Below are 26894 nucleotides of genomic sequence, written 5' to 3'. Positions count from 1 at the left end.
GGCGCCGGTCTTGGTGAGCGACCCGCCGGTCCCGTTCATCGGGACTGCGGTCGGTCGCCGGGTCGCCGCGTGGCGATGGTGTGTGAACGGCGTCACGTCCGCTTGGGCGCCAGCGAGGAGGAAGATTTCATGCGGGTCCTGGTCACCGGGGTTTCCGATCCGACCGGTCGCGCGGTGGCGCGCATGCTGCTGGCCACCGGACACGACGTGGCCGGGTTGGACCGGGCACGGCACCGGTACGTCGACCCCCGGGTCGAGGTGATCACCGGCGACCCGGCGGAGCCCGCGTTGTGCGCACAGGCCGTCGCCGGGTGCGCGGCGGTGGTGTATCTGGGCGGCGCGCTCGCCCCGATCGCGTCGGCGGCCCGAACGGCCGGGGCGCGGATCGTGGTTCCGGTGGTCGCCGGTTCGGATGCCGTCGCCGAGGACGTCGTGCGCTCCAGCGGGGCGGCGGCCTTGATCGTGCGCACCGCGCCGGTCGCGGGCAGGCGCGTCGATGGCGAGAGTTGGCGCGTCCTGCGCCGGCTGCTGGGCTCTCGCCGGGCGGGCGGATTCCAGGTGTTGCACACCGACGACTTCGAACGCTTCCTGGTGCTGGCCGCGGGGTCCGCCCGCACCGGCGCGGTCGAACTCGCCGCGCCCGGCGTGATCTCCGGCGCGGACGCGGACCGCATCCGTGCGGCGGCGGGGACGCGGAAGTGGCGACGGACGTCCGGCACGCCACCGCGAATGGATACCACTGCGACGCAGAGCGAATGGGGGTTCCACTACGGGTGGACCGCGTCCGAGGTCGCGGCGGACATCGTGCGCGGACTGGCCGGTCGCAAGCTGGACGGCGACGGGTTCGTCGCCCGGCCGGGGGCGATCCCGCTGCCCGGCTACGTGATACCCGCCCGCGCGGCGACTTCGGACGGCCACGCCCTGGTGTCGGTCGCACCGGACGGTCTCGAGGGCGAGTTCGACGATCGCGTCGACCCGGCCTACCCGGTGCACACCGCGACCAATACGTCCGAGGCGCTACCCGGACCGCTCACCCCGCTGACCGTGGATCTGCAGGCGGGCGCTATCCGGCTGGCCAATGCCGCGATGGGCCGGATGATCGCGCTGGACGGCATCGCGCTGGAGCACTGGACCAGCCGGGTCACCACGGTGCTCGGGCACCACATCTACATCAACGCCTCCATCGGGGTGCTGGCCGCGGAGAACATGCCCGGCTGGGACGAGCAGAGCATCCGCCGTGACGTCTACGGCAACATCCCGGCCGAGATCTCCCTCACCCCGCACGGCAAGCCGCCGACGCCGACCGGATTCGCCAGCACCCGCGCCACGTGGCGCGCGGCGGGCCGCGTGCTGCGCACCGCGCTGCGCTATCGCGAGACCACCGACGGCATCAACGCCGCCGCCCATCAGGAAGCCCTCGGCGCCGCGGCGATTCGCGAGCTCACCGATGAACAACTGCACGCCCGCGTCCTGCTGTGGCGGGACCGGCTGAACCAGTCCTGGGCGGCGGCGTCCATCGGCGTGATGATGACCGGTGCGGCCACGGCCATCCACTCCCGCGGCAAGGAAGCGGCGACCGTGCCCATCGATCCGGAGCGGTTGGAGTCGGCCAGGACCATGCTCGCGGTGGAACGGCTCGCCGCACTGTGCCGGACCGACCCCGCGTTGCACGACGCGGCGCACGCGGGCGACGTCACCGCCGCGCGGGCGCTCTCCCCCGCCTTCTCCGCCGCCCTGGACGAGGAGCTGCGGCGGATCGGGCATCGCGGACCGGGTGAGTGCGAACTGCTCAATCCGACCTTCGGCGACCGCCCGGAGCTGCTGATGACCGCCGCCGCGCGTGCCGCGCAGATGCCCGCGCCCAAACGGGAACCGGTCGGCCCCGCGCCGAGTCGCACCGCGCGGATGGCGGCGGGGGCGACGATGGCGCGCGAACGCGTCCGCGACGCCGTGGTCCGCTACACCCACTGCCTGCGCCTCGCCGTGCGGGAGCGGGCGGAGCGGCTGATCCGGCAAGGGCTGCTGCAGCAGGCCGATGATGCCTGCTTCCTGACGCTCGACGAAATCCTCTGGGCGCCTGCCGATCTGGCCGAGCGGGTGGCACGACGGCGAGCCGAGCTGACCCGATTGCACGGCGTCCGCATGCCGGATGTGATCGCGGGTGACTGGGAGCCGCTGCCGAACGCGGACGCGTTGCTGCCCGGTGACAGCCTGACCGGCATCGGGGTGTGCCCCGGCGTGGTGGAGGGCACCGTGAAACGCGTGCTGTCGCTGGACGACGACATCGAGCCGGGCGACATCCTGGTGGCTTCGGTCACCGACACCGGGCACACCGCGATGTTCGCCTACGCCGCCGCGGTGGTCACCGACATCGGCGGCTCCGCGTCACACGCCGCCATCGTCGCCAGGGAATTCGGCATTCCCTGCGTCGTGGACACCAAGACCGCCAGCGCCCGGCTGGCCGATGGGCAGCGCGTGCGCGTCGACGGGGCGGCCGGCACGGTCACCCTGCTCGCCGACGTCTGAGTCGTGGCCGGGGTCGAGCACCCCGGCCCACATGCCGGTTCGGCGTCGGCCGGGCCGCGACCCTATGGAAGGAATGAGCCAGTGACGATTTCGCGTGCTGTTCGCGGGGCGGTGACCGGTGTCGCCGCCGCATTGATCGCCGTGTTCCCGTCCACCACCACCGCGGTGGCGAGCCCCGGGCTCGTGCACACCGTGCACGACCGCTCCATGCAGCTGTCGGCGGCGCCGAATGCCAGGGACATCGGCGACTACCCCACCCAGGGCAACGGCAAACTCCGCACCGGCGTCGTGTTCCGCACCGACGCCCTGGACAAGCTCACCGCCGCCGACCAGCAGAAACTGGTGACCTCCGGCATCACCGCGGTGATCGATTTCCGCAGCCCGAACGAGTCAGGGGCCAACCCGGACAAGCTGCCCGCGTCGATTCCCACGCTCGCGCGTCCGGTGTACGACCCGGGCAACGACTTCTACCTGCTGGTGGGCAAGGCGGTGCAGGGCGGTCCGGCCGTGCAGCAGCAGATGTTCGGCGACGGCAAGGCCGCGGGCATCATGCGCGACTACTACCGCTGGATGGTCACCGACGCCGGCGCTCGCGCGCAGTTCGGGACCGCCATCCGGGATGTCGCGAACGCGAACGGGCCGGTGCTGTTCCACTGCACCGCGGGCAAGGACCGCACCGGATGGATGACCGCCGTCCTGATGACGGCGCTCGGCGTCCCGAAGGGTCAGGTGTACAAGGACTATCTGGAATCGAACGACAACCTGGCCGCGAGCAACAAGGCGACGTTGGACGGGTTGGTGGCCAAGGGGCTGGTCACCGATCCCGCGCTGTTCGATCCGATTCTCGGCGTGCGCGCCGACTATCTCGACGCCGCTTTCGACCAGGCCGCCGCGTCCTTCGGATCGTTCGACCGGTTCGTCACCGACGGGCTCGGTGTCGACGGCGCCACGCTGGACGCGCTGAGAACCGAACTGCTGCCGCGGTAGCCGATGACTGCAGCGGGCCGGGTGGAGCATGTTCCACCCGGCCCGCTCGGTCGTTCCGGGACAGGGAAGACGGCGGCGCGGGCTGGTCACGAACTCGTGATCGCTGAGCGGCCCGCCGCTGGCATGCAGGGATGGCTGCTTCCGCTGGAGCGCGCGAGGTCGCGGACCACCACATCACCCGCCTGCTCCAGCCTGGCGCGATGACGGCCGCGCTGAACTGGTACCGCGCTATCGGCGACGACTGGCTGCACGCGCCGCGGGTGAGTGTTCCGACGACCGTGGTGTGGGGCGGCGGGGATATCGCGGTGGCACGGGCGGGCATCGACTTGTGCGGCGAGTTCGTCGACGCCGACTACAGCATGGCAGGAACCCGCCACGCCCGCTCGTTGTCTCGTCGCCGGGCTTTCGAGCCGGAGACGGCGTGGAAGCGACATCAACCCGCTGACTGATGTGGTGTCCGACTTCGGGCACAGCACGTCTACTTCTCAGTGGTGATGTGCCGAGCGCGGCGGGTCGTGACACTGGAAACACGCCGGTCGGGGCATCGCTACGGCGTCAGCGTCGAGTCGAGTGAGGGAGTAGGTCGATGGGACAGCAGCAGTGGCGCGGAACGGTCGTGAAGAAGTCGCGCGGGTTGCTGGACGGAGCGAATCTGTACCGGCGCTTGCACATTCGCTTGCCGGACGGCAGCACGAGAAAGATTCGCGTGGACCGAGCGTTGTGGGAGGCGCTGGAGGTCGGCGACTCGGTGACCAAGCGGGCCGGAGCCGATCCGGTCAAGGACTGACCTGCCGGCGTGGCCCGCCGGTGCACCGGGCAGGAGAGGATGCCACGACCGCGGCGTCCTATCCCGGGGCGATCAGCACCTCACGCAGTCGCGCCAGTTCTGCGGCGGTGAGCCCGCTGCTCAGCAACCATTCGGCTGCGCCGCCGTGGTCAGCGCACAGTTTCGCGAGGAAACGCCCCATCACCTCGGCCTCGACGCCGAGGATGCCGGTACTGACCGGGGGCAGCCCGGTGTAGGACGGGAGCGCGTCGAGCCGGTCGCGGACCCGGTGCATGCGTTCACCGGTCAGGGCGTAGTCGGCCGCGATCGCCTCCGGCGGCACGCCCACCGCGTCCAGCAGCACCGCCGCGAGCACGCCGGTGCGGTCCTTGCCCGCGGCGCAGTGGAACAGCACCGAGTGGCTGTCGGCGTCGATGACCAGGCGTACCGCCGCGACGATGGAGTCAGCGCTGCCTGCCAGCAGTTTCGCGTACAGGTCCACCAGATCCACCCGGCTGGAATCGGGAACCAGATCCCGTGCCGCCAGCGAGGATTGCGGCGATTTCCGCACCGGCAGACAGACCCGCCGCACGTCTGCGGTGGCCAGCAGTCCGTAGCCCTCGCGCTCCACCTCATCGGGCAGCCGCAGATCGATCAGGGTGCGCAGGCCGATCGGCCCGAGCAGTTCGGCCAGGTCGGACTCGGTGAGATTCTGCGGGGTGCTGGAACGGTAGACCACCCCGAAACGGGTGACGCCCCCGCCCCGCACGGGAAGCCCGCCCAGGTCGCGGACATTATCGATCTGGGCGAACTCGACCCAACGTTCCTGTGGCGCGGTGGATTCGCCCGTGATGTCAGTGGGCACGGCCGGCCGCCGCCTCGTCGGCGCGGTTGAGGCCGCACAGTCCGATCAGGTCCTCGTGCAGCTCGAACCACACGGTGTGGTAGCTGTCGAGCACGGGTCGCGCGACCCAGGCGTGATCGCCGGCGGCGATCCGCTCGATCGCCCGCGCGAAGCGGGCGGAGTACCGGGCCAGCCGCGGCGCGACGTCGCCGATTCGCCGCAGCAGCGGTTGCACGGCATGGTGCAGATCGGTCAGCCTGGTCAGCACCGCACCGTCGTACTCGGCGTCGGCGTGGTCGTTGACGGTGGCCGGGTCCTTCATCTGCCATGCGGTGACGATCTCTTTCAAAATCCCGTTGAAATCGCAGAATTCGGCATAGACGGAGGCGATCGCGGCCCGATCGACTGTCCGTCGCTCCAGCGCGAGCAGGCCGTCCAAGTGCTGTCGGCCTTCCGGTGTGAGTCGCACGCCGATCGGTGTCGCGGCGCACCAGCCCCCGGCCACCAGTTCTTCGCATCGAGCGGCGACGGTCTCGGTGGGCGCGCCGACGCCCGCGGCCAGCGCGTCGTGCGCGGCCCTGCCTTTGATTCCGATCAGCCGCAGCAGATCGAGGTCGGGAATCTCCGTTACCGTCGCCGGAGCCGCCGCGTGCGCCTGCGCCGAGGCGTCCGTCGCCCGCGCGTCGAGCCAGGTCGCCAACCCGTCGATGTCGGTGCCCGCCCACCCGGCCAATCGGCCGACGTCGGCGAGGGTGGCGGAGTCCACGGGTTTGCCTTCGACCCGTCCAGGCCAGACCGTGCCCGCGCCGCCGTCCACGGTCACCACCCGACCGGCCAGTGCCGCGACGACACCGGAGCCGCAACCGACCACGCACGGTCTGCCGATCTCGCGACCGACCAGCGCCGCATGCGAAGTGGCTCCGCCCAGTTCGGTGACGATCGCCTTGGCGGCGATCATGCCGTGCAGGTCGTCGGGGCTGGTGGTCGGGCGTACGAGGATCACGTCCTCGCCCGCCTCCGCGCGGCGCTCGGCCTCGTGCGGATCGGTGACGACGACACCCGAGGCCAGGCCGGGACACGCCGCTTCGCCACGAGCAAGCGGTGTCCCGGTGTACTCCCCGGTCGCCGGTCGCAGCACGGTGCGCACCTGGTCGGCGGTGACCCGCTTCAGTGCCTCGTCCGCGCCGATGAGCCCTTCCTCGGCCATCGCCACCGCGGCGCGCACGGCCGCGCGCGCGGAGCGCTTGGCCGGCCGCGACTGCAACAGCCACAGGGCGCCGGATTCGACGGTGAACTCGATGTCCTGGATATCGCGGCCATCGCGTTCCAGCAGGTCGGCCGCCGCGACGAGTTCCGCGTGCACCTGTGGCAGCAGCGTCGCGAGTTCGTCCAGCGGCCGCGGAGTGGTCCGGCCGGACACCACGTCCTCGCCCTGCCCGCCGACCAGCCATTCGCCGAACAGCGCGCGGTCGCCGGTGTTCGGGTTGCGGCTGAACAGCACGCCGGTGCCGGACTTGGCATCGAGATTGCCGAAGACCATGGCTTGGACGGTGACGGCGGTGCCCAGGGTTCCCGCAACGCCGCGATTGCGCCGATACGTCTGCGCCCGAGGCGAATCCCAGGACCGGAACACCGTGCTGATGGCCGCCCGCAACTGCTCCCACGGATCCTCGGGCACCGCACCGTCGGGATCACCCAGCACGGTTTCGCGGTATTGGGCGCGGAACCGCTCCCGGGTGTCGGCCGCGTAGCCCGGATTCCCGGTCTCCACGGCCAGTGCTCGCGCCACCGCCTCGTTCATGCCGAGGTTCAGCACCGTGTCCATCATCCCGGGCATGCTCACCGCGGCGCCCGAGCGGACCGATACCAGCAGCGGACGGGCGCCGGAGCCGAAGACACGTCCGGTGCCGCGCTCGATGGCGGCGATGCCCTCCTGGACGCCGTGCCAGATGTCCTCGCCGATTGCCCCGCGTGCCGAGAAGTCGGCCCAGCCCTCGATGGTGATGACGAACGCGGGCGGCACCGACAGGCCGAGCGCGCGCATGCGGTTGACGCTCCACGCCTTCCCGCCGATGCGTTCCCGGGACAGCGAACAGGCGCCGTCGAGTTCGACGACCGGCCCCGCGCCCGCTGCCTCGTCGTTTCGCTCCACTAGCTCTGCTCCGGCCGTCATGTCACTCCTCAGCACTCACTGACCAATCCGCGCCCCAGCGCGATTCGGAACCTCGTACACCGGCCCGTGCCGGACCGGACGCGAACCGCGGCGCACACACCTGTCGCTCGCTTCGAGCCTGCCGTGCCATCGATCACCTGCCGTACCCGTGGTCCCGCTGAGCAGGACGGTTCCGATGAGCCGCCGGATGCGGCGTGTCGTCCGACTCTGCTGGTCGTCGCCACCGTCGCTCGATCGGCTTGCCACGCCGATCCGGTTCCCGCTCGCGGCGGCGGCGCACGGGCTCCCGCGAACGCGTGATCGGGGAAGAATTCCCGGTCAACGGGATATTCGGCCGCGATCGCACCGCGTGGAACAGTCGATGCGGCACGATCGCGGCATGGATCGACGCGGTGCAGCGACCGGTGAGCTCGCGACGATTCCGGCGGTGCTGGCCGAGCGGGCACGGCGGGACGGCCCGCGCATCGCGGTGGCGTCACCGGAGGGGCAGCTCACCTACACCGAGCTCGCCGCGGAAGCGCGGGGTGTCACACAGGCGGTGATGGCGCGAGCGGTGCGGCCCGGCGAGCGGGTGGCGATCTGGGCGCCCAACACCGCGCGTTGGGTGATCGCCGCGCTCGGCGTGCTCGGTGCGGGCGCGACGCTGGTTCCCCTCAGCACTCGACTGCGCGGTCCCGAGGCGGCGGGCATCCTCGCTCGTAGCCGGTGCCGCGTGCTGCTCACCGTGGGCGACTTCCTCGGCAACGACTACCCGGGAATGCTGCGGGCATCGGGACACGGGCTGCCGGAGTTGCGGACCGTCGTATTGCTCGACGAAGTTCGCGAGGACAGGCCCGAGTATTTCTCGTGGGCTCGCTTTCTCGCCCTCGGCGAGGTGATACCCGCCGCGGAAGCCGACGCGCGGAGCGCGTCCGTGGCCCCGGAGTCGATCTCCGACATCCTGTTCACGTCCGGCACCACGGGCGTACCGAAAGGCGTGCCGACCACCCACAGGCAGACGATCGAGGCTTTCACCCACTGGGCCGATGCGGTCACCCTATCCGGCAACGACAGGTATCTGCTGGTCAACCCGTTCTCCCACGCCTTCGGTTACCGGGCCGGGATCATCGCGAGCCTGCTGCGCGGCGCCACCATGGTGCCGGTGGACCGCTTCGATCCCGAGCGAGTGTTCAGCGTCATCGAGCGCGAGCGGATCACTGTACTGACCGGTCCTCCGACGCTCTTCCACGACCTACTCGCCCACGACCGGCGTGTGCCCCGTGACCTGACCTCGCTACGCCTGGCGGGCACCGGTGGTTCCAGCGTGCCGACCGAGTTGGTGGAGCGAATCCGCCGTGAATTGGGAGCCGAAAAGGTCTTCACCGGATACGGGTTGACCGAATCGACAGGTGTCGCCACGGTCTGCCCACCAGATGCCCCTGCGATCCTGATCGGGGACACCGTTGGAAAGGCATTGCGGGACGTACGGATTCGGATCGTGGACGACACCGGGCAGCCGGTGCCGGTCGGTCGGCCCGGCGAGATAGCGGTGCGCGGCCCGAATGTGATGCACGGTTACCTCGGCGACCCCGCAGCGACAGCGACCGCCATCGATGCGGGCGGCTGGTTGCGCACCGGCGACATCGGCACCCTGGACGCCGATGGCTATCTGCGCATCACCGACCGCCGCACGGACATGTTCGTCGTCGGCGGATTCAACGTCTACCCCGCCGAAATCGAGCGCATCCTTCGTACCCACCCCGACGTAGCGGAGGCCACAGTGGTCGGCGTCCCGGACGCTCGTCTCGGTGAAGTCGGCCACGCCTTCGTCGTCCTCGACGGCATCGCCGAGATCGAACCTGCGGAGATAATCGCCTGGGCGCGACCTCGTCTGGCCGGCTACAAGCTTCCGCGTCGCATCGAGGTCGTAGCGGCACTACCCCGAAATGCCAACGGCAAGGTCTTGAAACGCGCTCTGCGTTCGCGTGAGGCGCAGCCCTGAGCACTTCGAAGATGTATCCCGTTGGGTATGGCTGAGCGGCGGCCTGCAAGACGAATTGCCGCAGGGCGGCAAGTCGTCCGGGGATGGCGGGGACGCCGTTCTCGGCGAACTGCCGGCCGAGGTGTCGGGAGTCGATGCGAAACGATTGTGTGTCCGCAGGTGTCGACGGACAATATCGACATCCACTGATCCAGGCCCCGTCGGCGCGGCGCCTGCTGCTTGGAGGGCAGTCGGAATGTTCGTGGAACCGCTGTCGGGGCATCGCTATTTCCGGACCGCCGACCCCGACGTGGCCCGGGCGGAGATGAGCGGCATTCTGCGTGAGCACCGGCTCGACCCGGGTGCCTCCACCATGGAGGCCAGCTGCAATGTCGTCCGGTACGGCGATGTCGGCCTGGTCTACAAGCATTACGGGGTTCAGGTTCGGATCCGGACCGAACCCATCGAGACCTTCCGCCTGGTTCAAATACCGCTGGCCGGGTGGGCCCGGGTGGTCAACGGGACCGCGGATATCGCTTCCGACCCGGCGGTGGCCTCGGTTCCGGATCCCGACGCGCCCCTGGACATGAATTGGCACGAGAGCAGCAGGCAACTGCTCGTCCGATTCGACCGGGCCGCGTTGGACGACCATTTGCGGCGGATGCTGGGTCGGCCGCCGGATCATCCGCTGCGGATGGCCGTCGCCATGCGATTGCGGTCACCGGCCGCCCGGATCTGGCTCGAATCGCTGCGCATGCTGCAGGCCGACGCCGAAGGCCCCGGCCTGTTCCTGGATCCACGGCTGCGGCCGCAGGTCGAGCAGCTGATGATGTCCCAACTCCTGCTGGCGCAGCCGAACAGTTACTCGGAGTTCCTGCTCGACAGCGCCCCAGGGAACTCGACGCCGCGTCCCATCCGCCTGGCCGAACAACTCATTATCGACCATGCGCACGAAATGCTCACCGTCACCGATATCGCGGAGGCAGTGGGACTTTCGGTGCGTAGCCTGCAGGAGGGCTTCCGGCGCTACCTCGACACCACACCAACGGCACGATTGCGTGAAGCCCGGCTGGTGGGCGTGCACAACGCGCTGGCCGCCGCGGACCCCACCAAGACTACGGTCGCCGCGGTGGCCGCAGATTGGGGATTCTGGCATCTGGGCCGTTTTTCGGCCCTGTACCGGCGGCGATGGGGTGTACCGCCGTCGGTGACGCTGCGCGCCTGACCCGCCGCGCAGCGCCGAACCTACCGCGCGGCCCGGACAGAACTCGCGCGAGATGGATAGTCGCGGGCGGTCCGATCCGCCCATCATGAGTGCGGCGGATTCTCCGCCGCACCGATACCCGATCCCATCGGCTTCGAAGGGTCAATCATGTTCTCGATCAAACTGTTCCGCCGTATCAGTGTTGCGGCGGCGGCCACCCTCGCGGTCGCCGGGTACGGCGCAGCCCTCGCGCCGGCGCCGGCGGCGGCGGCCTACGACTGCCCGGGCGGACTGTTCTGCGGCTACGACCAGCGCGGCGGCACCGGCATGTTCGTGCAGGTCGACAACAACTGTCTGTTGCACGACATCGGCAACGAAGGAATCGGAGATCGTCTGAGTTCGTATTGGAACCGCACGGGAAAGACGGTCGGCGTCTACAACTGGACCGGTCGGGAGTGGCAACTGCTCGTCTCGGTCCCCGACAACAGCAAGGGCAATGTGCCCGCCGACGGTGACAACAAGGCCGACGCCCTGTGGGTCTGCCACTGAGAGTGGCGATTCGCCGTACTCGGTGAACCCTCCCGGCGCGCAGCCAGGAGGGTTCATTTCATCGAAGTTCGCGGACTTCCCGAGTGCGGTAGGACCACCTCGTGGACTGCGTGACCAGCGGAAGGACCCGGACCGTCAGGCGACCTCGTTCTTCATCTGGGCGGTGAGGATCTTCTGGTAACCCGCGCCGAAAAGTCGCGGCAACCAATCGATGACGTGGGCGTCCGTGCCGATCAGGATCTTCGCCTTGTTCTTGCGGATGCCGTTCACGATGACGCGGGCGGCGTGCTCGGGGGTGGTCTTGGCCAGGCGGTCGAAGTTGGCGGCCAGTGCGTCGCGATCGCGGTCGCCGCCCGCCCGTGCCTTCCAGGCGATGTCGGTCTTGATCATGCCCGGGTGCACGCTGCTGACGCCGACCGCGTGTCCGGCGATGGTCATCTCCTGCCGCAGTGCGTCGGTGAAGGCGCGGATGGCGAATTTCGTCGCGCTGTAAGCTCCCTGGCTGGGGCAGGCGGCCAGTCCGAACATGCTCGACACGTTCGCGATGTGGCCGTCACCGGAGGCGATGACGTGGGGCAGGAACGCCTTGGTGCCGTAGGCGACGCCCCAGAAGTTGATGCCTACGATCCATTCGAAGTCCGCCCAGCTGAGTTCCTCCACGTTCGCCGTCAGCGAGACTCCGGCGTTGTTGACCACCAGATTGATCCGGCCGAAGTCCTCGGCCACCTCGTCGGCGTGGCGGTACACCGCCTCCCGGTCGGTCACGTCCAGCTTGTACGCGCGGGCTTGCGCGCCTTCCTTGCCGCACAGCGCCGCGGTCTCCGCGACGTTGTCCACGTTGCGGCCCGACAGCGCCAGCCGGGCGCCGCGGCGGGCGAGTTCGATCGCCACCGCCCGGCCGATGCCCGCGCCCGCGCCGGTGATCACCGCGGTCCTGCCCTCGAAATTCTTCACAGTCGATTTCCTCGTCTCGCTCGGCGGTCGGTCCGCCGGTTGGCCCTGCCGGGTGTCCTCACAGGCACGTGTAGCCGCCGTCGGCGACGAATTCCGAGCCGGTGCTGAAGCTCGATTCGTCGCTGATCAGGAACAGCACCAGGTTCGCCAGTTCCTCCGGACGGCCGGCCCTGCGGATCGGCTGGTTGCCCGACATGCCCTGCGAGCGCGCGGAATCCGCGGTCATCTCGGTGACCACGACACCCGGGTGCACCGAGTTGACGCGGATGTTGTCGGCGGCGAACTCCTGCGCGGCGGTCTTGGTCATGCCGCGCACGGCCCATTTGGACGCGGTGTAGCCGAGGATGCCGGAGAAGGCGATGATGCCGCCGATCGAAGAGATGTTGACGATCGAGCCGCCTCCCGCCCGGCGCATCGAGCCGAGCACCGCCTTCATGCCGAGGAACACCCCGACCTGGTTGACGTCGATCACCTTGCGGAAATCGGCTTCCGACAGTCGTTCGATCGGATCGACGTGCACGATGCCCGCGTTGTTCACCAGGCCCGACACCGGCCCGAAGACCTTCTCGGCGAACGCGACCGCGTCGTTCCACGCCGACGCGTCGGTGACGTCGAGCGGGAGGAAGGTCGCCGCATCGCCCAGCTCAACGGCCAGCGCCACGCCGTCGTCCACCAGGACATCGCTGATCACCACCGTGGCGCCGTCGGCGACCAGCCGCCGCGCGAAGGCCGCGCCCATCCCCCTGGCACCCCCGGTCACGATCACGTTCTTGCCGTCGACGCGTCCCATCAACGCGCTCCTTCCGATGTCTGCGCCCGCTGGGCGGTCGGCTGGTTGTCCGCGAGGTGACCGGCCGCGATGTAGCCGAACACCATGGCGGGACCGATGGTCGCGCCCGCGCCCGCGTAGTCGTTGCCCATCACCGACGCCGAGTTGTTCCCGGCCGCGTAGAGGCCGGGTATCGGCTGGTCGTCGCTGTCGAGGACGCGCGCGTGCTCGTCGGTGACCAGACCGCCCTTGGTGCCCAGATCGCCCGGCACCATCTCGACGGCGTAGAAGGGGCCCTGCTCGAGCGGCGCCAAGCACGGGTTCGGCCGCACGGTCGGGTCGCCGTAGTAGCGGTCGTACGCGGATTCACCGCGGCGGAAGTCTTCGTCGCGACCGGCGCGGGCGAAGCCGTTGAACCTTTCCACCGTCGCGGTGAGCGCCGCGGGCGCCACGCCGATCTTCGCCGCGAGTTCGGCCAAGGTGTCGGCCTGCCGGATGATTCCGGCATCCAGGTACTTCTGCGGAAGCGGACGTTTCGGGAAGTTGCCCAGGAACAGATACCGGTCCCGGAACCGCTGGTCCATGATGAAGTGCGCCGGGATGTGCCCGGCACCGGCCGCTTCCTGCTGGTACATCGTGTGCACCACGTTCACGTACGGGGCCGATTCGTTGACGAACCGCTCGCCCGCGTGGTTCACCATGATGCCGCCTGGCTGGGAGCGCTCGGCCAGGCAGAAGAACGGCGGGCCGTCGGGATTGCGCACGGACGGGCCCCACCAGGCGTCGTCCATCAGATCGACCGCGCCACCGGCCTTCTGGCCCGCGACGATGCCCTCACCGACATTCTCGGTGGCGCCCACCGTCCAGTCCGTGGACTGCGGGCCGCTCATGTACTGACGGCGCATGTCCAGGTTGTGCTCGAAGCCGCCCGCCGCCAGCACCACACCCCGGCGCGCCCTGATCAGCACCGGCGTCCCATCGTGCTCGGCGCGTACGCCGACCACCGCGTTGCCCTCCGTGACAAGTTCGGTCAGCGGCGTGTTCAGCCACACCGGCACCCCGGCGTCGCGCAACGACAGCCACAAGCGAGCCGCGAGTGCCTTGCCGAGGCTCAGCGGCAGCCGTCCCCGCAGCTTGTTCCCCACCGCCTGGATGCCGACCTTGATCGCGGTGCGTTTGCCCGCCCAGGTGCGGGCGATCATGTTCAGATCGTGGAAGTCGCTGACGGTGAAGGCGATGCCCTTGGGTCCCGACATGGTCGGCTGATTGATCTTGTGCAGGTCGCCGCCGAGCAGCCGCCCGTCCAGCGGGGCGGGCTCGATGCTTCGCCCTTGGGCGAGACCGCCGGGGAATTCCGGGTGGTAGTCGGAATAGCCACGGTCGTAGACGAATTCCCAGTATTTGCTGCGCGCGCCGAGATAGCGCATCATCTCCGGCCCGCGCTCCAGGAAGGCCCGCTGCTTGGCCTCCGGCACCCGGTCGCCGACCACCGCCGCGAGATAGGTGCGGGCCAGTTCCGGGCTGTCGGGCACGCCTTCGCGTTGCAGCACCGGGTTGTTGGGGATCCAGATGCCGCCGCCGGAGCGCGCGGTGGAGCCGCCGAACGCGCGGCTCTTCTCGATCAGCGTCACCGACAGGCCACGGTAGGCCGCGGTCAGCGCGGCGGTCATGCCCGCTGCGCCGGAACCGACCACCACCACGTCGAATTCGAATTCCCGAGTCATCGTGTCGCTTCCCGTCAGTAGCCGCAGCCGGTGAGCATGCCGCCGTCGACGACGAATTCGCCTCCGGTGCAGTAACTGGCCGCGTCCGAGGCCAGGAACACCGCCACGTGCGAGACCTCGACCGGCTGCCCCCAGCGCGGGATGGGCAGGCTCGCGAAGAAGCCGTCGCCGTCGGCGCCGGACGCGCCCGACACCGCCGCGGTCATCGGCGTGGCGATGCCGCCGGGGTGCAGCGAGTTGACCCGGATGCCCTGGCGGCCCAATTCGCGGGCGGCCGACTTGGTGATGCCGCGGATCGCGAACTTGCTGGCGCTGTAGGCGGACAGACCGGCCGCGCCGACGAACCCTTCCACCGAGGAGACGTTCACGATCGAGCCGCCTCCGGTCGCGGCGAGCGCCGGTGCGGCGGTCTTGATGCCCAGCCAGGTGCCGGTCACGTTGACCGACATGATCGTGGTGAACTCCGCCGCAGTCATCTCGGCGATCGGGACGAACCGCAGGATGCCCGCGTTGTTCACCAGGGCGTCCAGCCGCCCGAAGTGGGTGACCGCCTCCGACACCGCCGTGGACCACTCGGCTTCGCTGGTCACATCGTGGTGCACGTAGCGCACGGCGTCACCCAGCTCCGCGGCCAGCGCCTTTCCCTCCTGGTCGAGCACGTCGCCGAACACCACCCGCGCGCCTTCGGCCACGAACTGCCGCACGTGCTCGGCGCCCATCCCCCGCGCCCCACCGGTGACCAGCGCCACCTTGCCGTCGAGTTGTCCCACCGATTCCCGTCCTCTCTGACCGTCGCTTCGCACCGACGCTAAGACGCCGATCGGGGCGCGGCACCGGACCGTCCCGGCCACCGGGACTAGCTCCTGACCTGAGAAATTCCACCGGTCATATTTCGATTAGGCATACCGCTTGCGACCGTCTCGCAGCGGGACGAGTCACCCCCACGAAACCGGAAACGCCCGATCGGGCGATCGACAAGGAGACCGGATGAAGTTCTCGATGATCTTCGAGGCCCAGATGGCCGACCCCTCGCGCGAGCACGAGCACCAGGTGCTGCGCGACTGTGTCGAGCAGGCGGTGCTCGCCGATCAGATGGGATTCGACACCGTCTGGGCGGTCGAGCACCACGGCTTGAAGTGGTACGCGCACATGAGCGCCCCCGAGGTCTTCTTGACCTGGGTGGCCGCCAAGACCGAGCGGATCCGGATCGGGCACGGCGTGGTGTGCATGCCGTTCAACTTCAACCATCCCGTGCGGGCGGCCGAACGCGCCGCGATGCTCGACGTGCTGTCCGGCGGCAGGCTCGACCTCGGCGCGGGCCGCGGCGCGACGCCGGTGGAGACCTCCATGTGCGGCGTCGACCCCGAGCGCACCTATCAGGAGGTCGAGGAGTCGCTGCGCATGATCGGCAAGGCGTGGCAGGACCCGGAAGCCGAATTCGAGTACAACGGTGAGCTCTTGCAGGTCTCGCCGCATTCGCTGCTGCCGAGGCCGGAGCAGTTGCCGCACCCGCCGCTGTTCATGGCGTGCACCAAGAAGGACACGCTGAAGATGGCCGCCGACTACGGAATCGGCGCGCTCGTCCTGGGTTTCGCGGGCGTGGAGGAGATCGCGGAACTGCGGCGCACCTATGACGAGGCGATCGCCGCGCGCACCGGTGAGCGTTTCGTCTCCACCGTCGTGAACGATCATTTCGCCGCGCTGTGCCCCACCATCGTCCTCGACGACCGGGAGAAGGCCCAGCAGATCGGAGCCCGCGGACAGCGGTTCTTCGCGCAGTCGATCAAGCACTACTACGGCGCGGGCCCGGCCCCGGACGAGGCCGTGGACCCGAACGCGGACGAAGTCGCGGCGATCAAGCAGGCGGCCGACGACCACGTGGCCTACCTGCACGAGGCCAAGATTCCGGTGAAGACCGGAGCCACCTCGGTCTTCAACGTCGACCACGCCTACGGCGGCCCCGAGGACGCCATCGCCTACGTCGAGCGGCTGCAGGCCGCGGGCGCCGACGAGATCCTCTGCCTCATCCAGATGGGCACCGTGCCGCAAGAGGCTTGCCTGGAGACCATCCGGCATTGGGGCGAAAAGGTCATCCCCCACTTCCGCAACAGCTGACCCCGGCGCGACATCGAGGAGTTCGACATGGTTGACCTGAAGGGAAAGGTCGCCCTGATCACCGGCGCCGCCAGGGGACAGGGCGCCGCCGAGGCGCGGCTGTTCGTGGCACGCGGCGCCCGCGTGGTGATCACCGACGTGCTGGAAGACGAAGGCGCGCGACTGGCCGAATCGCTCGGCGCCGCCGCGCGTTTCGTCCGCCACGACGTCGGCCGCGGTGAGGACTGGGAAGCCGCCGTCGGCACGGCGGTCTCGGCGTTCGGCAAGCTGGACGTCCTGGTGAACAACGCCGCCATCTACACCGCGAAACCGCTGACCGACACCGCGCCGGAGGAATTGGAGCGCATCCTGCGCGTGAATCTGGTCGGTCCGTTCCGCGGCATCCAGGCGGCGATCGGACCGATGACGCAGGCGGGGGGCGGCTCGATCGTCAACATCTCTTCGCAGGCCGGCCTCGAAGGGTTGATGGGACACTCCGCCTACGGTTCCTCGAAGTGGGGGCTGCGCGGGCTGACCAAGACGGCCGCGCTCGAGCTGGGCCCGGCCGGAATCCGGGTCAACTCGGTGCATCCCGGCCCGATCGCGACGCCGATGGTCCCGTACCTGACCACCGGCCCCGGCAGTTTCCCGTCCCTGCCGCTGCAACGCACCGGCGCGCCGGAGGAGGTCGCCGAACTGGTCGCGTTCCTGGCCTCCGACGCCTCGGCCTACATCACCGGCGCCGAGGTGACGATCGACGGCGGCTTGGCGGCGGGCAAGTTCTTGCCGCCGGACCTCGAGCAGTAGCGGAAGGAGCAGGCCGCCATGCCGCTTTCCCCGCAAGCGCGCGTGATCGTCGAGGCCGCGAGCGCCGCGTTCCCGAAACTGGGCACCGAAGTGCTGGACGCCGCCGAAGCACGGCGCCTGCTCGCCGCCCGCCCGGCGCCGGTCGCCGATCGTGCTGTTCTGCCACGGCGGCGGATTCGTCATCTGCGGTCTCGACAGCCATGACCGGTTCTGCCGGGCCATGGCCGCCGGCGCGGAGGCGATCGTGGTGTCGGTGCCTTTCGTCACCGCCGAGTTCGATCCATTGCGCGACGAGGGCGAGGACTACGGGCAGCGGTTGCGGCAAACCGGGGTCGCGACCGACATCCAGCGCTACGACGGCATGTTCCACGGCTTCATGAGCATGGCCGACCATCTGCCCGAGGCGGTCCGGGCCGATGCCGCCGCCTACGCGGCCGTCCGCGCCGCCCATGCCGAACGGCGTCGCTGAGCGAGCCCGCACCACGCACTGTGAGGAACCACTGATGACGATCCAACGGATCGGCCCCGCCTACCCCACCGACGACCTGCCCGCCACCGTGGCGCTGCTGACGGCCGTCCTCGCCGTCGAACCCACCGTCGTCGACGGCGACCGCTGGGCCCAGTTCGACAGCAACGGTGTCCGCGTGATGCTGGCGGGCACCGACCGCGAGGACGACGACCCGTTCCTCGCGATCAAGGTGGACGACCTGGATGCCGCCCTGAACCGGCTGCGCGCCAGGGGTTTCGCAGCAGGGCAGCCGGTCGTCGGCCCGCACGAACGCCGCGCCGTGCTGCGGCCGACGCCCGGCTGCGCCTGGCACATCGCCCTCTACGAACCGACCAGCCCTGGTCCGATTCCGGTAGACCGAGCGGGAGCACCGGAATAGCGCGGAATTACGGCTCGGCGGAGCGAGCTCATTCGGAGTGCATGCCCGCGGCCGGCTCCGACGCGGTCGCATCCTGCGGGTCCGGCAGCACAGAATCGGGGACGACCGCACGGAACGATTCGGACGGCGGTCGCCGCAATGCGCGTTCGAAGGCACGCGCCGAGGCGGGCCACGGGTTGGTGACGCGCCCGCTGTCGTGCTTGTACCAGCAGCCGGGTTTCATGGCGGGCCATACCGTCCCGGCGATCGCTTGGTCGAGCCACTGCTGATGCGCGCGCATCGCCGCTTGCGTGACCTCGATCGCGGCCGCGCCGATCCGCTCGCGCCAGCGCAGGCAACGGATGATGTACTCGATCTGGCGCTCCTTCATCCCCGGGTTGCTGCCCGCCGGGTTGAAACTGTTCGGCCCGGCGATCAAGAAGGCATTCGGAAAACCCGGAACCGCCACCCCCAGTAGGGCGGTCGCGCCGGAGCGCCATTGGTCGTGCAGGAGCACTCCGCCGCGGCCGCGCACAGTGACGGGGACGAGAAACTCCGGGGCGCGGAAACCGGTGGCGTAGACGATCACATCCGCCCGATGGTGCGCGCCGTCGGCGGTGCGCAGTCCGTCGCGGGTGATCCGGGTGATCGGGTCGGTGATCAACTCCACGTTCGCGCGCGTCAAGGCCGAATAGTAGTGACTGTCGAAGATGATGCGCTTGCCGCCGATCGGGTAGTCGGGGGTGAGTTTCGCCCGCAGGCCAGGGTCGGCGACTCGGCTGTGGAGGTACCGCCGGGCAGCCCATTCGGCGGGCCGCGCCGACCAACCCCGGTGCATGATCGGCGCCAAGACGACATCGGCCCCGTAGTACAGCGCCCGGCGGTAGAGACGGTGAGCACCGGGCAGCCGCAGGACCGTTCGAGCGAGCGGCCCGAACCGGGCGGGCGGTTTCGGCAGTACCCAATGCGGCGTGCGCTGGAAGACGCGGACGTGGCGGGCGGTCGCGGCCAGCGTCGGCAGCATCTGCGCCGCGCTCGAACCGGTGCCGATCACGGCCACGTCCATCCCGTGCAGGTTCTGGTGGTGGTCCCATCGCGCGGAATGGAACGACGGACCGGCGAAATCCGTTTGGCCCTCCAGTTCGGGAATGTTCGGGCGGTGCAGCTGACCCACCGCGAAGATCACCACCTCGGCGCGGACGCGACCACCGTCGGACGTGGTCAGTTCCCACTTGTTCTCGGCTTCCAGATAGGTGGCTTCGCCGATGGCGGTACCCAGCCGCAGATGCTGGGTCAGTCCGTGCTCGGCGGCGACCCGGCGCAGGTACGCCAGGATCTCCGTCTGGCGCGGATATCGGATGCGCCTGTTCCGATAGGGCGCGAACGAGAACGAGTACAGGTGGGACGGCACATCACAGGAGCACCCCGGGTAGGTGTTGTCCCGCCAGACCCCGCCGACGTCGCCGCCACGATCGAAGATCACGAAATCGGTGATCCCCGCTCGTCGTAACCCGACTCCCATCCCGATGCCGCCGAAACCAGCGCCGACGACAGCCACCTCGCAGGTGAGCGCGATCGCCACCCCGCCTCCTTATCATCACACAGTCAATGTGCAGCTACCTCCTCTCTTCGTTGGCTGAAGCCTTCTGGATGGAAAGATCGGCGGATGCGTGCGAGTGGAACGGGAACGACCCAGAAGTGCGGGGGCACAGGGGATCAACGGTACGACGCGATCAGCGGGACGATACTCGACGATCCGTTGGCGGCCGATCGGGCACTACGGGGACCACAGCGAGGACCGCTCGCATACCAGTCCACCAGCACACTTTCCGCTATTCGCGGGTGGACGCCACATCGCTTCCGGCCGCATCGCAGGCCACCCCGCCGGCTTCGAGCCGAGAGCAGCGGGAAGCCGCAGGCGCGAGGACGGCCCGATGTGGCGCTGATCAACGGCACATCCGGGATCGCCATGTGGACGACGGCTTCTTCTGATCGAGCTGGAACCTATTGCGGCGCTGTGAAATCAGCGCCGGGGGCAACCCGCTGCCACCGACTCACGTTGCGCTGCGCCGCGACCCTGCCACCACCGGAACCAGGTACGTTCGCGCGAATGCGTCGAGTTGCTCGTCGGTCCGGAGTTCGGCGAGTCCGTGCGGGGCGAGGATCAGCGAGTGCACGATCCGGCACACGATCTCCGCGCGGATGGTCAGATCCGCCGCGGGCGGCAGGATTCCTCGCTCGACGGCGCGCTCCAGCGCGGTGGCGGTGGTGTGGACGGACATCGCGAACGGGCCCGCGCCGTCGACGGTCAGCTTCAGGACCACGCGCGCCGGTTCCAGCGCCAGCATGCGGTCGACGAGCTGATTCGTGCGCCAGCGGGTGATGACGGTGACGAAGATGTCGGCGACGAGATCGCCGACATCTTCGTGGCGCTCGACGATCTCGGTGATCTCGGCGAGCACCGCGGCAACCTCCCGGCTGATCACGGCCTGCACCAAGTCGTCGCGGCCACCGACATGGCGATAGACCGTCACCCGGTCCACGCCGGCCTTCCGGGCCACCTCCTCGATCGTCGTCTTCTTGACGCCGACCTGCTCGAAGAGGACCAGGGCCGCGTCCAAGATCCGGGTGACGAGGGTACCGGCGGCATTCTCGCTGCTCGCAGCGGCCTTCGAGGCGGTGGGCATGAGCCAACGCTAGCAAAATCGACCGCTCCTGCAACATTCGCACCGAGTTGTTGCTGCAACATTGCAATGCGATTTGTTGTTCTGTACGGTCGTGGCATGGCTGAGCAGGCGGGCGCGACGCAGCGCCGATACCACGACGAAGCGCATGCCATCCATGCGCGCGACGTCCACTTCGATTTCGACTCCGTGCCCATGCACTACGTGCCGGGCGAGGCCTTGGCCACCCACATCGTCAATGTGATGCACCTGGTGTTGCCCGAAGGGGAACGAGCCATGGCGCAGGCGCTGGCCGAAGCGCTGCCGTACATCGACGACGAGCGGTTGCGGGAGGAGGTGACGGGGTTCATCGGGCAGGAGACCATGCACGCGAACAGTCATGAAGCCGCGCGCAGGCACCTGCAATCGATCGGGCTGGACGTCGACTCCTACGTCGGCAAAGTCGCCTGGCTGGTCGATCGCATCCTCGGCGACCACGGCTTGACCGGCCGGGCCAAGGAGGAGTGGCTCAAGGAGCGGCTCGGCCTGTTCGCAGGCATGGAGCACTACACAGCGGTGCTGGGGGAATGGCTGCTCAACGCCGACATCCTCGAAGCGAAGGGCATGCACCCGGCGATGCTGGACCTGGTCCGGTGGCACGGCGCCGAAGAGGTGGAGCACCGCAGCGTCGTCTACGACGCCTTCATGCACCTCGACGGCAGCTACGCGCGCAAAGCCCGCACGGCGATCCTCGCCAGCGCGACGTTGCTGCCGCTGTTCATCGTCTCGACCGCCTACCTGTACCGGAAGGACCCGTCGCCGGAGAAGGGCCGGTTCTGGGGACTTCAGTTCTGGAGCGCGACCCGGCGTGGCGTCATTCCGAAATGGACGGTCTTCTTCACGGAGATGCCGCGGTACCTGCGGCCGGGCTTCCATCCGTCCCAGCTCGGGCCGATGGACAAGGCCCTGCGCTATCTCGCGCACTCGCCGGCCGCGCGGGCGGCGCACCGATGAGCGGCTCACCTGCCCTGGCCGCGCGCCCGGCGCCCGCAGGATTGCGCCTGATCGGCGATGTCATGGACGTCTATCGGAAGGTGTTCGTCACCGGACGCACCGCAGGCCTGCTGTCGCGCCCGAACACGGTGCGCCGTACCGGCTTCGACCTGGACACCACGATCACCGGGATCGAACGCGAAGCCGCCGACGTCGTGAGCTTGACGCTGCGCGCGGCCGGGGGCGGCCCGCTGCCCGCGTGGCGGCCGGGCGCGCATGTGGACGTCTTCTTACCCTCGGGCCGCCAGCGTCAGTACTCGTTGTGCGGTGACCCGAGCGACCGGTTCCGGTATCGCATCGCGGTGCGGCTCATTCCCGAAGGGGGCGGCGGATCGCGCGAGATCCATCAATCGCTGCGGGTCGGCGACCGGCTGCGGATTCGCGGGCCGCGCAACGCCTTCACCTTCGTCGACGCGCCGTCGTATCTGTTCCTCGCCGGTGGTATCGGCATCACCCCGATTCTCCCGATGGTCGCGGCCGCCGGCGCGCGTGGCCGCCTGGTGTACGCCGGACGGTCCCGCGAGACCATGCCGTTTCTCACCGAACTGCCGGACGCGGACATCAGGCCCGACGACGAATTCGGCCCGCCGGACGTCGCCGCGCTGCTGGCCCGCGCCCAACCCGGCGCGGCCGTGTACGTGTGCGGGCCGCCGCCGATGCTGGAGGCGGCGCAGCGGTGCCTGTTCGACCTCAACCCGACCGCCTCGCTGCACACCGAACGGTTCTCCGCCCTCCCGGTCGTCGACGGCGCGGAATTCGATCTCACACTGTCCCGCACCGGGACAACGGTCCGGGTCGCGGCCGACGAAACAGCGCTCAGCGCCATTCAGCGCGCCTTGCCGGATACCCCCTACTCCTGCCGCCAGGGATTCTGCGGCACCTGCAAAGTCGCGGTCGTCTCCGGCGCCGTCGATCACCGTGACCGCGCGCTGACCGCGGACGAACGCCAGAACCAGATGCTGGTCTGCGTCTCCCGCGCCGCGGGCGATCACCTCGTGGTCGATCTCTGAATCCGTCACACGAAAGGGACAACGTTGTCTATCCGTCGCCGACCGAGGGAGACGGCCCGATGAGCATCTCCACCGAGAACTCGGCACCGCCCGTCGTGTCGACCTTCGACGTGCACGATCCGGCCACCGGCGAGGTGGTCGGCACCTACCCGGTTTACGACCGCCACGCCGTGGACACCGCCGTCGCCGCCGCCCACGAGGCCGCGATCTGGTGGCGCGATCTGGGCTTCGCCGGACGCGCTCGGCATCTGGACGCCTGGCGCGCCGAGATCGCGCTCGGCCGGGACGAACTGGCCCGGATCATCCACCGGGAGATGGGCAAGCCGTTCTCCGACGCCAAACTCGAGATCGCCATGGCCCTCGAACACTTGCGGTGGGCCGCTCGCAACGCCGAGAAGGTGCTCGGCCGTCGCTCCGTGCCGTCGAGCCTGCTGACGCTCAACCACGCGGCCACGGTCGAATATCTTCCGCTCGGGGTGGTCGGCGTCATCGGACCGTGGAACTACCCGGTGTTCACTCCGCTCGGCTCCATCTCCTTCGCGCTGGCCGCCGGTAACGCGGTGGTGTTCAAACCCAGCGAGTACACCCCCGGCGTCGGACTGTGGCTCGCGGAAGCGTTCGCTCGCACCGCGCCCGCCGAGCCGGTGCTGCAGGTGGTCACCGGCCTCGGCGAGACCGGGAACGCGCTGTGCCGCAGTGGCGTCGGCAAGATCGGGTTCACCGGGTCCACCGCGACCGGAAAGCTCGTGCTGGCCGCGTGCGCGGAGCATCTCACGCCGGTGCTGATGGAGTGCGGCGGCAAGGACGCGCTCATCGTGGACGCCGACGCCGATCTCGACGCCGCCGCCGACGCGGCGGTGTGGGGCGGGTTGTCCAACGCGGGGCAGACCTGTCTGGCCGTGGAACGGGTCTACGTCCACGCCGAGGTCTACGACGAGTTCCTCGCCAAGCTGCTGGCGGCGGCGGGACAGATCGAAGCCGGTCGCGCGGACGCGAAGATCGGCCCGATCACCATGCCGAAGCAAGTGGCGATCATTCGCCGCCACATCGAGGACGCCGTCGCGCGCGGCGCCAGGGCCGTGCTCGGCGGTGCGGACGCGATCGACCGGCAGTTCGTCCAGCCGACCATCCTCGTGGACGTTCCGGAGGACGCCGCCGCGGTGACCGAGGAGACCTTCGGCCCCACGCTGACGGTGACCAAGGTCAGGGACATGGATGAGGCCGTCGAACTGGTCAACCGTTGCGCTTACGGGTTGGGCGGCACCGTGTTCGCCCGCCGCGACGGGCGACGCATCGCCGACCGCATCCGCGCGGGCGGCGTCTCGATCAACGCGTTCGTCGCGCACGCCACCATCCCCGAGCTGCCGCTCGGCGGTGTCGGCGCCTCCGGCTTCGGCCGCGTCCACGGCCCGGACGGGCTCAAAGAATTCACCTATGCCAAAGCCGTTACGCGCCAGCGCTTCCCGTCTCCGCTACCGCTGACCACGTTCCGGCGCGATCACCGCGTGGACACGATCGTCGACCTGCTCATCGGGGTCGTGCACGGAAGGAAACGCCAGTGACATCCGATTCGATCGAGCACACCCCCGTAGCCATCGTCGGCGCCGGGCTGGGCGGCATCGGCCTGGCGATCAAACTGCGCGAGGCGGGCTTCGACGATCTGGTGATCCTCGAACGCGCCGACGACCTCGGCGGCACCTGGCGGGCCAACACCTACCCCGGTTGCGCCTGCGATGTGCCATCGCATCTCTACAGCTACTCCTTCGCGCCCAATCCGGACTGGTCGCGCACCTACGGCAGGCAACCCGAGATCCTCGACTACATCCGCTCGGTGGCCATCGAGCACGATGTCGTCCGGCACATCCGGTTCGGCGCCGAACTGCTCGACGCCCGATGGGACGAGCAGCGTTCGTTGTGGCGGATCGAGACCTCGCGCGGCGCACTCACCGCGGACTTCCTGCTCTCGGCCACGGGCCTGTTCGCCGAGGCGAAATACCCCCAGCTACCCGGCATCGACTCCTTCGCGGGCACGTCGTTCCATTCGCTGCACTGGGACCACGACCACGATCTCACCGGCGAGCGGGTCGCGGTGATCGGCACGGGCGCGTCGGCGGTGCAGTTCGTGCCGGAGATCCAGCCCAAGGTGGACCGGCTGCTGCTGTTCCAGCGCTCGGCGCCGTGGATCGTCCCGCGCATGGATCGCCGCACTCTCGAACTCGAGCGACGGCTGCTGCGCCGTATCCCCCTGGCGCAACGCGCCATCCGCGGCGGTTTCTACGCGGCGATCGAGACCTTCGGGCTCATCTCGCTGGTCGATCAGCGCTTCCGCCACCCGTACGAAGCGCTGGGCCGGCTGCAATTGCTGCGTCAGGTCCGCGACCGCGAACTGCGCAAGAAGCTCACCCCCGATTACGTCATCGGCTGCAAGCGAGCCATCTTCTCCGACACCTACCTGCCCGCGCTCGACCAGCCGAACGTCGACGTGCTCACCCAGCCCATCGCCGAGGTCCGGCCGCATTCGATCGTGCTGCGCGACGGCAGCGAGCACCCGGTGGACACCATCATCTTCGGCACCGGGTTCACCTCGATCCCGACCGCCTACGAGCGCTACGCCGGGCGCGACGGACGCACCCTGGCGCAGCTCTACCGGGAGCGACCGCAGAGCTATCTCGGTGTCGCGGTGGCCGGGTTCCCCAACTTCTTCTGCACGCTCGGTCCCTTCGGCGCCGCCGGTAACCAGTCGGCGATCTACATGATCGAATCCCAGATCGCCTACATCGTCGACGCTCTGCGCAACGCACGCTCCCATGGCATCCGCCGGATCGAGGTGCGACCCGCGGCGCAGGCCGATTTCGTCGCGGAGATGGCTCGCCGGAGTTCCTCGACGGTATGGCTCACCGGCGGATGCCAGAGCTATTACCAGACGCCGGACGGGCTCAACGCCGGTCTCTACCCGAACTGGAGCTTCGAATACCGGCAGCGCACCAGCCGGTTCGACACCGGAGCCTACGAGGTGGCCGGATGATCGGCGATTTGCTCCGCATCGGCCGGGGGCGGCGCCAGTATTCGGTCGCGGGCAAGGTCGTGCTGATCACCGGCGCGGGCCGCGGCATCGGCCGGGAACTGGCGGCCCAGCTGCACCGCAAGCAGGCCTCGATCGTCTTGGTCGATCTCGATCAGGATGCCGCCGACGCGGCGGCCGCGGCGCTGGGCGACCGGACCCTCGCGATCGCCGCCGACGTCGCCGACCGCGCGGCGATGCGGGCGGTCGCCGACCGGGCCGCCGACCATTTCGGCCGCTTGGACGTGGTGGTGGCCAACGCGGGCGTGGTGCCGCGCCCGGCGACGGTGCGCACGCTGGACGGGCGCGACTTCGACCGGGTGATGGACATCAACCTCACCGGTGTGTTCAACACCCTGCGCCCCGCGCTGGATCACGTCGTCGCCGCCGAAGGACATGTCGTCGTGGTGTCGTCGTGCGCGGCGTTCGCGCCCGGCATGGCGGGCGCGCCGTACATGATCAGCAAAGCGGCGGTCGAACAGCTGGGACGGGCGCTGCGCGTGGAACTGGCGCCCTTCGGCGCCTCGGCGGGCATCGCCTATTTCGGCATCGTCGACACCCGCATGACCCACGACACCCTCGACAACGACGAACTCGGCCGTGAGCTGGACGATCTGCTGCCGTGGCCGTTGAACGTGCGCATCTCGGCGGCGGAAGCGGCCGAGACCATCGCCGAGGGGATCGAGCGGCGCGCGGCGCGCACCATCGCACCGGCCGGATGGGAGCCCTACGCGCTGCTGCGCGGGGCGGTCAATGTCGTGCTCGACAGCGCGCTGGCGCGCGACCGCCGCGTGCACGACCTGTTGCGCCGGGTCGAAGCGCGCACGAAGCCGTCGTGACATCCGATCCCGTGTCATCCCGCATGCGTACGCCGGTCACGACGG

Annotated in this window: 25 protein-coding genes; 17 read left to right on the top strand and 8 right to left on the bottom strand. The window is 69.4% G+C overall.

The window, feature by feature from the left end; all coding sequences use genetic code 11:
* The first annotated feature begins 129 nt into the window (after positions 1-129).
* The 4 genes from U3653_RS10185 (at position 130) to U3653_RS10170 (ending at position 4300) form a co-directional block, all read left to right on the top strand.
* Positions 130-2526 (top strand): PEP-utilizing enzyme, encoded by a 2397-nt coding sequence (locus U3653_RS10185; RefSeq protein ID WP_195079353.1) that lies wholly within the window; start codon positions 130-132, stop codon positions 2524-2526.
* A gap of 81 nt (positions 2527-2607) precedes the next feature.
* Positions 2608-3513, top strand: a complete 906-nt coding sequence (locus tag U3653_RS10180) for a tyrosine-protein phosphatase (protein WP_195079352.1) — start codon at positions 2608-2610, stop codon at positions 3511-3513.
* Between the two features lie 131 nt (positions 3514-3644).
* Positions 3645-3962, top strand: coding sequence for a hypothetical protein (locus U3653_RS10175; RefSeq protein ID WP_195079351.1), 318 nt, complete (start codon positions 3645-3647; stop codon positions 3960-3962).
* A gap of 137 nt (positions 3963-4099) precedes the next feature.
* Entirely contained in the window at positions 4100-4300 is a 201-nt protein-coding gene (locus U3653_RS10170) for a DUF7489 domain-containing protein (protein ID WP_195079350.1), read from the top strand.
* Between the two features lie 58 nt (positions 4301-4358).
* On the opposite strand, the gene U3653_RS10165 is transcribed toward U3653_RS10170, so the two are convergent.
* Positions 4359-5144 carry a tyrosine-protein phosphatase gene (locus U3653_RS10165; RefSeq protein ID WP_195079349.1) on the bottom strand — a complete coding sequence of 262 codons (786 nt, stop codon included), beginning with the start codon at positions 5142-5144 and terminating at the stop codon, positions 4359-4361.
* Positions 5134-7296, bottom strand: coding sequence for a pyruvate, phosphate dikinase (locus U3653_RS10160; protein ID WP_195079348.1), 2163 nt, complete (start codon positions 7294-7296; stop codon positions 5134-5136). The genes U3653_RS10165 and U3653_RS10160 overlap by 11 nt, the downstream gene beginning before the upstream one ends.
* 379 nt (positions 7297-7675) lie before the next feature.
* On the opposite strand from U3653_RS10160, the gene U3653_RS10155 reads away from it, so the two are divergent.
* The 3 genes from U3653_RS10155 to U3653_RS10145 all read left to right on the top strand — a co-directional run bounded on the left by U3653_RS10155 (position 7676) and on the right by U3653_RS10145 (position 11009).
* Entirely contained in the window at positions 7676-9277 is a 1602-nt protein-coding gene (locus U3653_RS10155) for a FadD3 family acyl-CoA ligase (RefSeq protein ID WP_195079347.1), read from the top strand.
* Between the two features lie 235 nt (positions 9278-9512).
* Positions 9513-10481 carry an AraC family transcriptional regulator gene (locus U3653_RS10150; RefSeq protein WP_195079346.1) on the top strand — a complete coding sequence of 323 codons (969 nt, stop codon included), beginning with the start codon at positions 9513-9515 and terminating at the stop codon, positions 10479-10481.
* 147 nt (positions 10482-10628) lie between these two features.
* The gene (locus U3653_RS10145; RefSeq protein ID WP_195079345.1) at positions 10629-11009 is read left to right on the top strand and encodes a peptidase inhibitor family I36 protein; all 381 of its coding nucleotides are present in this window, start codon (positions 10629-10631) and stop codon (positions 11007-11009) included.
* Positions 11010-11144: 135 nt separating this feature from the next.
* Here the strand turns inward: U3653_RS10145 and U3653_RS10140 are convergent, their stop codons facing one another.
* Genes U3653_RS10140 through U3653_RS10125 form a run of 4 tightly spaced genes read right to left on the bottom strand, consistent with a single transcriptional unit; the run spans position 11145 to position 15226 of the window.
* On the bottom strand, positions 11145-11963 hold the full coding sequence (locus U3653_RS10140; RefSeq protein WP_195079344.1) for an SDR family NAD(P)-dependent oxidoreductase: 819 nt from the start codon (positions 11961-11963) through the stop codon (positions 11145-11147).
* A gap of 58 nt (positions 11964-12021) precedes the next feature.
* Positions 12022-12753, bottom strand: coding sequence for a glucose 1-dehydrogenase (locus U3653_RS10135; protein WP_195079343.1), 732 nt, complete (start codon positions 12751-12753; stop codon positions 12022-12024).
* A complete protein-coding gene (gene kstD / locus U3653_RS10130) occupies positions 12753-14456 on the bottom strand; it encodes a 3-oxosteroid 1-dehydrogenase (RefSeq protein ID WP_195079342.1) in 1704 nt (567 codons plus the stop codon). The genes U3653_RS10135 and kstD overlap by 1 nt, the downstream gene beginning before the upstream one ends.
* Positions 14457-14470: 14 nt before the next feature.
* Positions 14471-15226 carry a glucose 1-dehydrogenase gene (locus U3653_RS10125; RefSeq protein WP_195079341.1) on the bottom strand — a complete coding sequence of 252 codons (756 nt, stop codon included), beginning with the start codon at positions 15224-15226 and terminating at the stop codon, positions 14471-14473.
* 217 nt (positions 15227-15443) lie between these two features.
* On the opposite strand from U3653_RS10125, the gene U3653_RS10120 reads away from it, so the two are divergent.
* From U3653_RS10120 to U3653_RS10100, 5 genes are read left to right on the top strand one after another with little or no spacing between them, the layout of a single operon-like run.
* The gene (locus tag U3653_RS10120) at positions 15444-16571 is read left to right on the top strand and encodes an LLM class flavin-dependent oxidoreductase (protein WP_195079340.1); all 1128 of its coding nucleotides are present in this window, start codon (positions 15444-15446) and stop codon (positions 16569-16571) included.
* A 27-nt stretch (positions 16572-16598) separates the two neighbouring features.
* Complete coding sequence (locus U3653_RS10115) at positions 16599-17357, top strand: glucose 1-dehydrogenase (RefSeq protein ID WP_195079339.1); 759 nt, start codon at positions 16599-16601, stop codon at positions 17355-17357.
* Between the two features lie 18 nt (positions 17358-17375).
* Entirely contained in the window at positions 17376-17561 is a 186-nt protein-coding gene (locus U3653_RS33295) for a hypothetical protein (RefSeq protein ID WP_195079338.1), read from the top strand.
* The gene (locus U3653_RS10105) at positions 17509-17826 is read left to right on the top strand and encodes an alpha/beta hydrolase fold domain-containing protein (protein ID WP_397070194.1); all 318 of its coding nucleotides are present in this window, start codon (positions 17509-17511) and stop codon (positions 17824-17826) included. The genes U3653_RS33295 and U3653_RS10105 overlap by 53 nt, the downstream gene beginning before the upstream one ends.
* 34 nt (positions 17827-17860) lie before the next feature.
* A complete protein-coding gene (locus U3653_RS10100; RefSeq protein ID WP_195079336.1) occupies positions 17861-18244 on the top strand; it encodes a VOC family protein in 384 nt (127 codons plus the stop codon).
* A 28-nt stretch (positions 18245-18272) separates the two neighbouring features.
* Here U3653_RS10100 and U3653_RS10095 read toward each other — a convergent pair whose 3' ends face one another.
* Both U3653_RS10095 and U3653_RS10090 read right to left on the bottom strand, forming a co-directional pair.
* Positions 18273-19805 (bottom strand): flavin-containing monooxygenase, encoded by a 1533-nt coding sequence (locus U3653_RS10095; RefSeq protein ID WP_323124046.1) that lies wholly within the window; start codon positions 19803-19805, stop codon positions 18273-18275.
* A 472-nt stretch (positions 19806-20277) separates the two neighbouring features.
* The gene (locus tag U3653_RS10090) at positions 20278-20910 is read right to left on the bottom strand and encodes a TetR/AcrR family transcriptional regulator (protein WP_195079335.1); all 633 of its coding nucleotides are present in this window, start codon (positions 20908-20910) and stop codon (positions 20278-20280) included.
* 96 nt (positions 20911-21006) lie between these two features.
* On the opposite strand from U3653_RS10090, the gene U3653_RS10085 reads away from it, so the two are divergent.
* From U3653_RS10085 to U3653_RS10065, 5 genes are read left to right on the top strand one after another with little or no spacing between them, the layout of a single operon-like run.
* Positions 21007-21900, top strand: a complete 894-nt coding sequence (locus U3653_RS10085) for a metal-dependent hydrolase (protein WP_195079334.1) — start codon at positions 21007-21009, stop codon at positions 21898-21900.
* Entirely contained in the window at positions 21897-22949 is a 1053-nt protein-coding gene (locus tag U3653_RS10080; protein ID WP_195079333.1) for a PDR/VanB family oxidoreductase, read from the top strand. The genes U3653_RS10085 and U3653_RS10080 overlap by 4 nt, the downstream gene beginning before the upstream one ends.
* Positions 22950-23008: 59 nt before the next feature.
* Positions 23009-24511, top strand: coding sequence for an aldehyde dehydrogenase family protein (locus tag U3653_RS10075; RefSeq protein ID WP_195079332.1), 1503 nt, complete (start codon positions 23009-23011; stop codon positions 24509-24511).
* Positions 24508-25974: a flavin-containing monooxygenase gene (locus U3653_RS10070; protein WP_323124047.1), complete on the top strand. Its 1467-nt coding sequence runs from the start codon at positions 24508-24510 to the stop codon at positions 25972-25974. The genes U3653_RS10075 and U3653_RS10070 overlap by 4 nt, the downstream gene beginning before the upstream one ends.
* Positions 25971-26849 carry a short-chain dehydrogenase/reductase gene (locus U3653_RS10065; RefSeq protein WP_195079331.1) on the top strand — a complete coding sequence of 293 codons (879 nt, stop codon included), beginning with the start codon at positions 25971-25973 and terminating at the stop codon, positions 26847-26849. Before U3653_RS10070 ends, U3653_RS10065 begins: the two co-directional genes overlap by 4 nt.
* The last annotated feature ends 45 nt before the right edge of the window (positions 26850-26894 follow it).

Origin of the sequence: Nocardia implantans, assembly GCF_035544775.1 — a bacterium.
GTDB lineage: Bacteria > Actinomycetota > Actinomycetes > Mycobacteriales > Mycobacteriaceae > Nocardia > Nocardia implantans.
The sequence above is the reverse complement of the archived record's forward strand: the minus strand, read 5'-3'. Positions and strand labels throughout refer to the sequence as shown.

Excerpts from the sequence above, each read along its gene's own strand:
- U3653_RS10160 (WP_195079348.1), bottom strand. The coding sequence starts at position 7,296 with ATGACGGCCGGAGCAGAGCTAGTGGAGCGAAACGACGAGGCAGCGGGC.
- U3653_RS10170 (WP_195079350.1), top strand. The coding sequence starts at position 4,100 with ATGGGACAGCAGCAGTGGCGCGGAACGGTCGTGAAGAAGTCGCGCGGG.
- U3653_RS10090 (WP_195079335.1), bottom strand. The coding sequence starts at position 20,910 with ATGCCCACCGCCTCGAAGGCCGCTGCGAGCAGCGAGAATGCCGCCGGT.
- U3653_RS10155 (WP_195079347.1), top strand. The coding sequence starts at position 7,676 with ATGGATCGACGCGGTGCAGCGACCGGTGAGCTCGCGACGATTCCGGCG.
- U3653_RS10185 (WP_195079353.1), top strand. The coding sequence starts at position 130 with ATGCGGGTCCTGGTCACCGGGGTTTCCGATCCGACCGGTCGCGCGGTG.
- U3653_RS10150 (WP_195079346.1), top strand. The coding sequence starts at position 9,513 with ATGTTCGTGGAACCGCTGTCGGGGCATCGCTATTTCCGGACCGCCGAC.
- U3653_RS10175 (WP_195079351.1), top strand. The coding sequence starts at position 3,645 with ATGGCTGCTTCCGCTGGAGCGCGCGAGGTCGCGGACCACCACATCACC.
- U3653_RS10065 (WP_195079331.1), top strand. The coding sequence starts at position 25,971 with ATGATCGGCGATTTGCTCCGCATCGGCCGGGGGCGGCGCCAGTATTCG.
- U3653_RS10075 (WP_195079332.1), top strand. The coding sequence starts at position 23,009 with ATGAGCATCTCCACCGAGAACTCGGCACCGCCCGTCGTGTCGACCTTC.
- U3653_RS10085 (WP_195079334.1), top strand. The coding sequence starts at position 21,007 with ATGGCTGAGCAGGCGGGCGCGACGCAGCGCCGATACCACGACGAAGCG.
- kstD (WP_195079342.1), bottom strand. The coding sequence starts at position 14,456 with ATGACTCGGGAATTCGAATTCGACGTGGTGGTGGTCGGTTCCGGCGCA.
- U3653_RS10100 (WP_195079336.1), top strand. The coding sequence starts at position 17,861 with ATGACGATCCAACGGATCGGCCCCGCCTACCCCACCGACGACCTGCCC.
- U3653_RS10115 (WP_195079339.1), top strand. The coding sequence starts at position 16,599 with ATGGTTGACCTGAAGGGAAAGGTCGCCCTGATCACCGGCGCCGCCAGG.
- U3653_RS10120 (WP_195079340.1), top strand. The coding sequence starts at position 15,444 with ATGAAGTTCTCGATGATCTTCGAGGCCCAGATGGCCGACCCCTCGCGC.
- U3653_RS10135 (WP_195079343.1), bottom strand. The coding sequence starts at position 12,753 with ATGGGACGCGTCGACGGCAAGAACGTGATCGTGACCGGGGGTGCCAGG.
- U3653_RS10145 (WP_195079345.1), top strand. The coding sequence starts at position 10,629 with ATGTTCTCGATCAAACTGTTCCGCCGTATCAGTGTTGCGGCGGCGGCC.
- U3653_RS10080 (WP_195079333.1), top strand. The coding sequence starts at position 21,897 with ATGAGCGGCTCACCTGCCCTGGCCGCGCGCCCGGCGCCCGCAGGATTG.
- U3653_RS33295 (WP_195079338.1), top strand. The coding sequence starts at position 17,376 with ATGCCGCTTTCCCCGCAAGCGCGCGTGATCGTCGAGGCCGCGAGCGCC.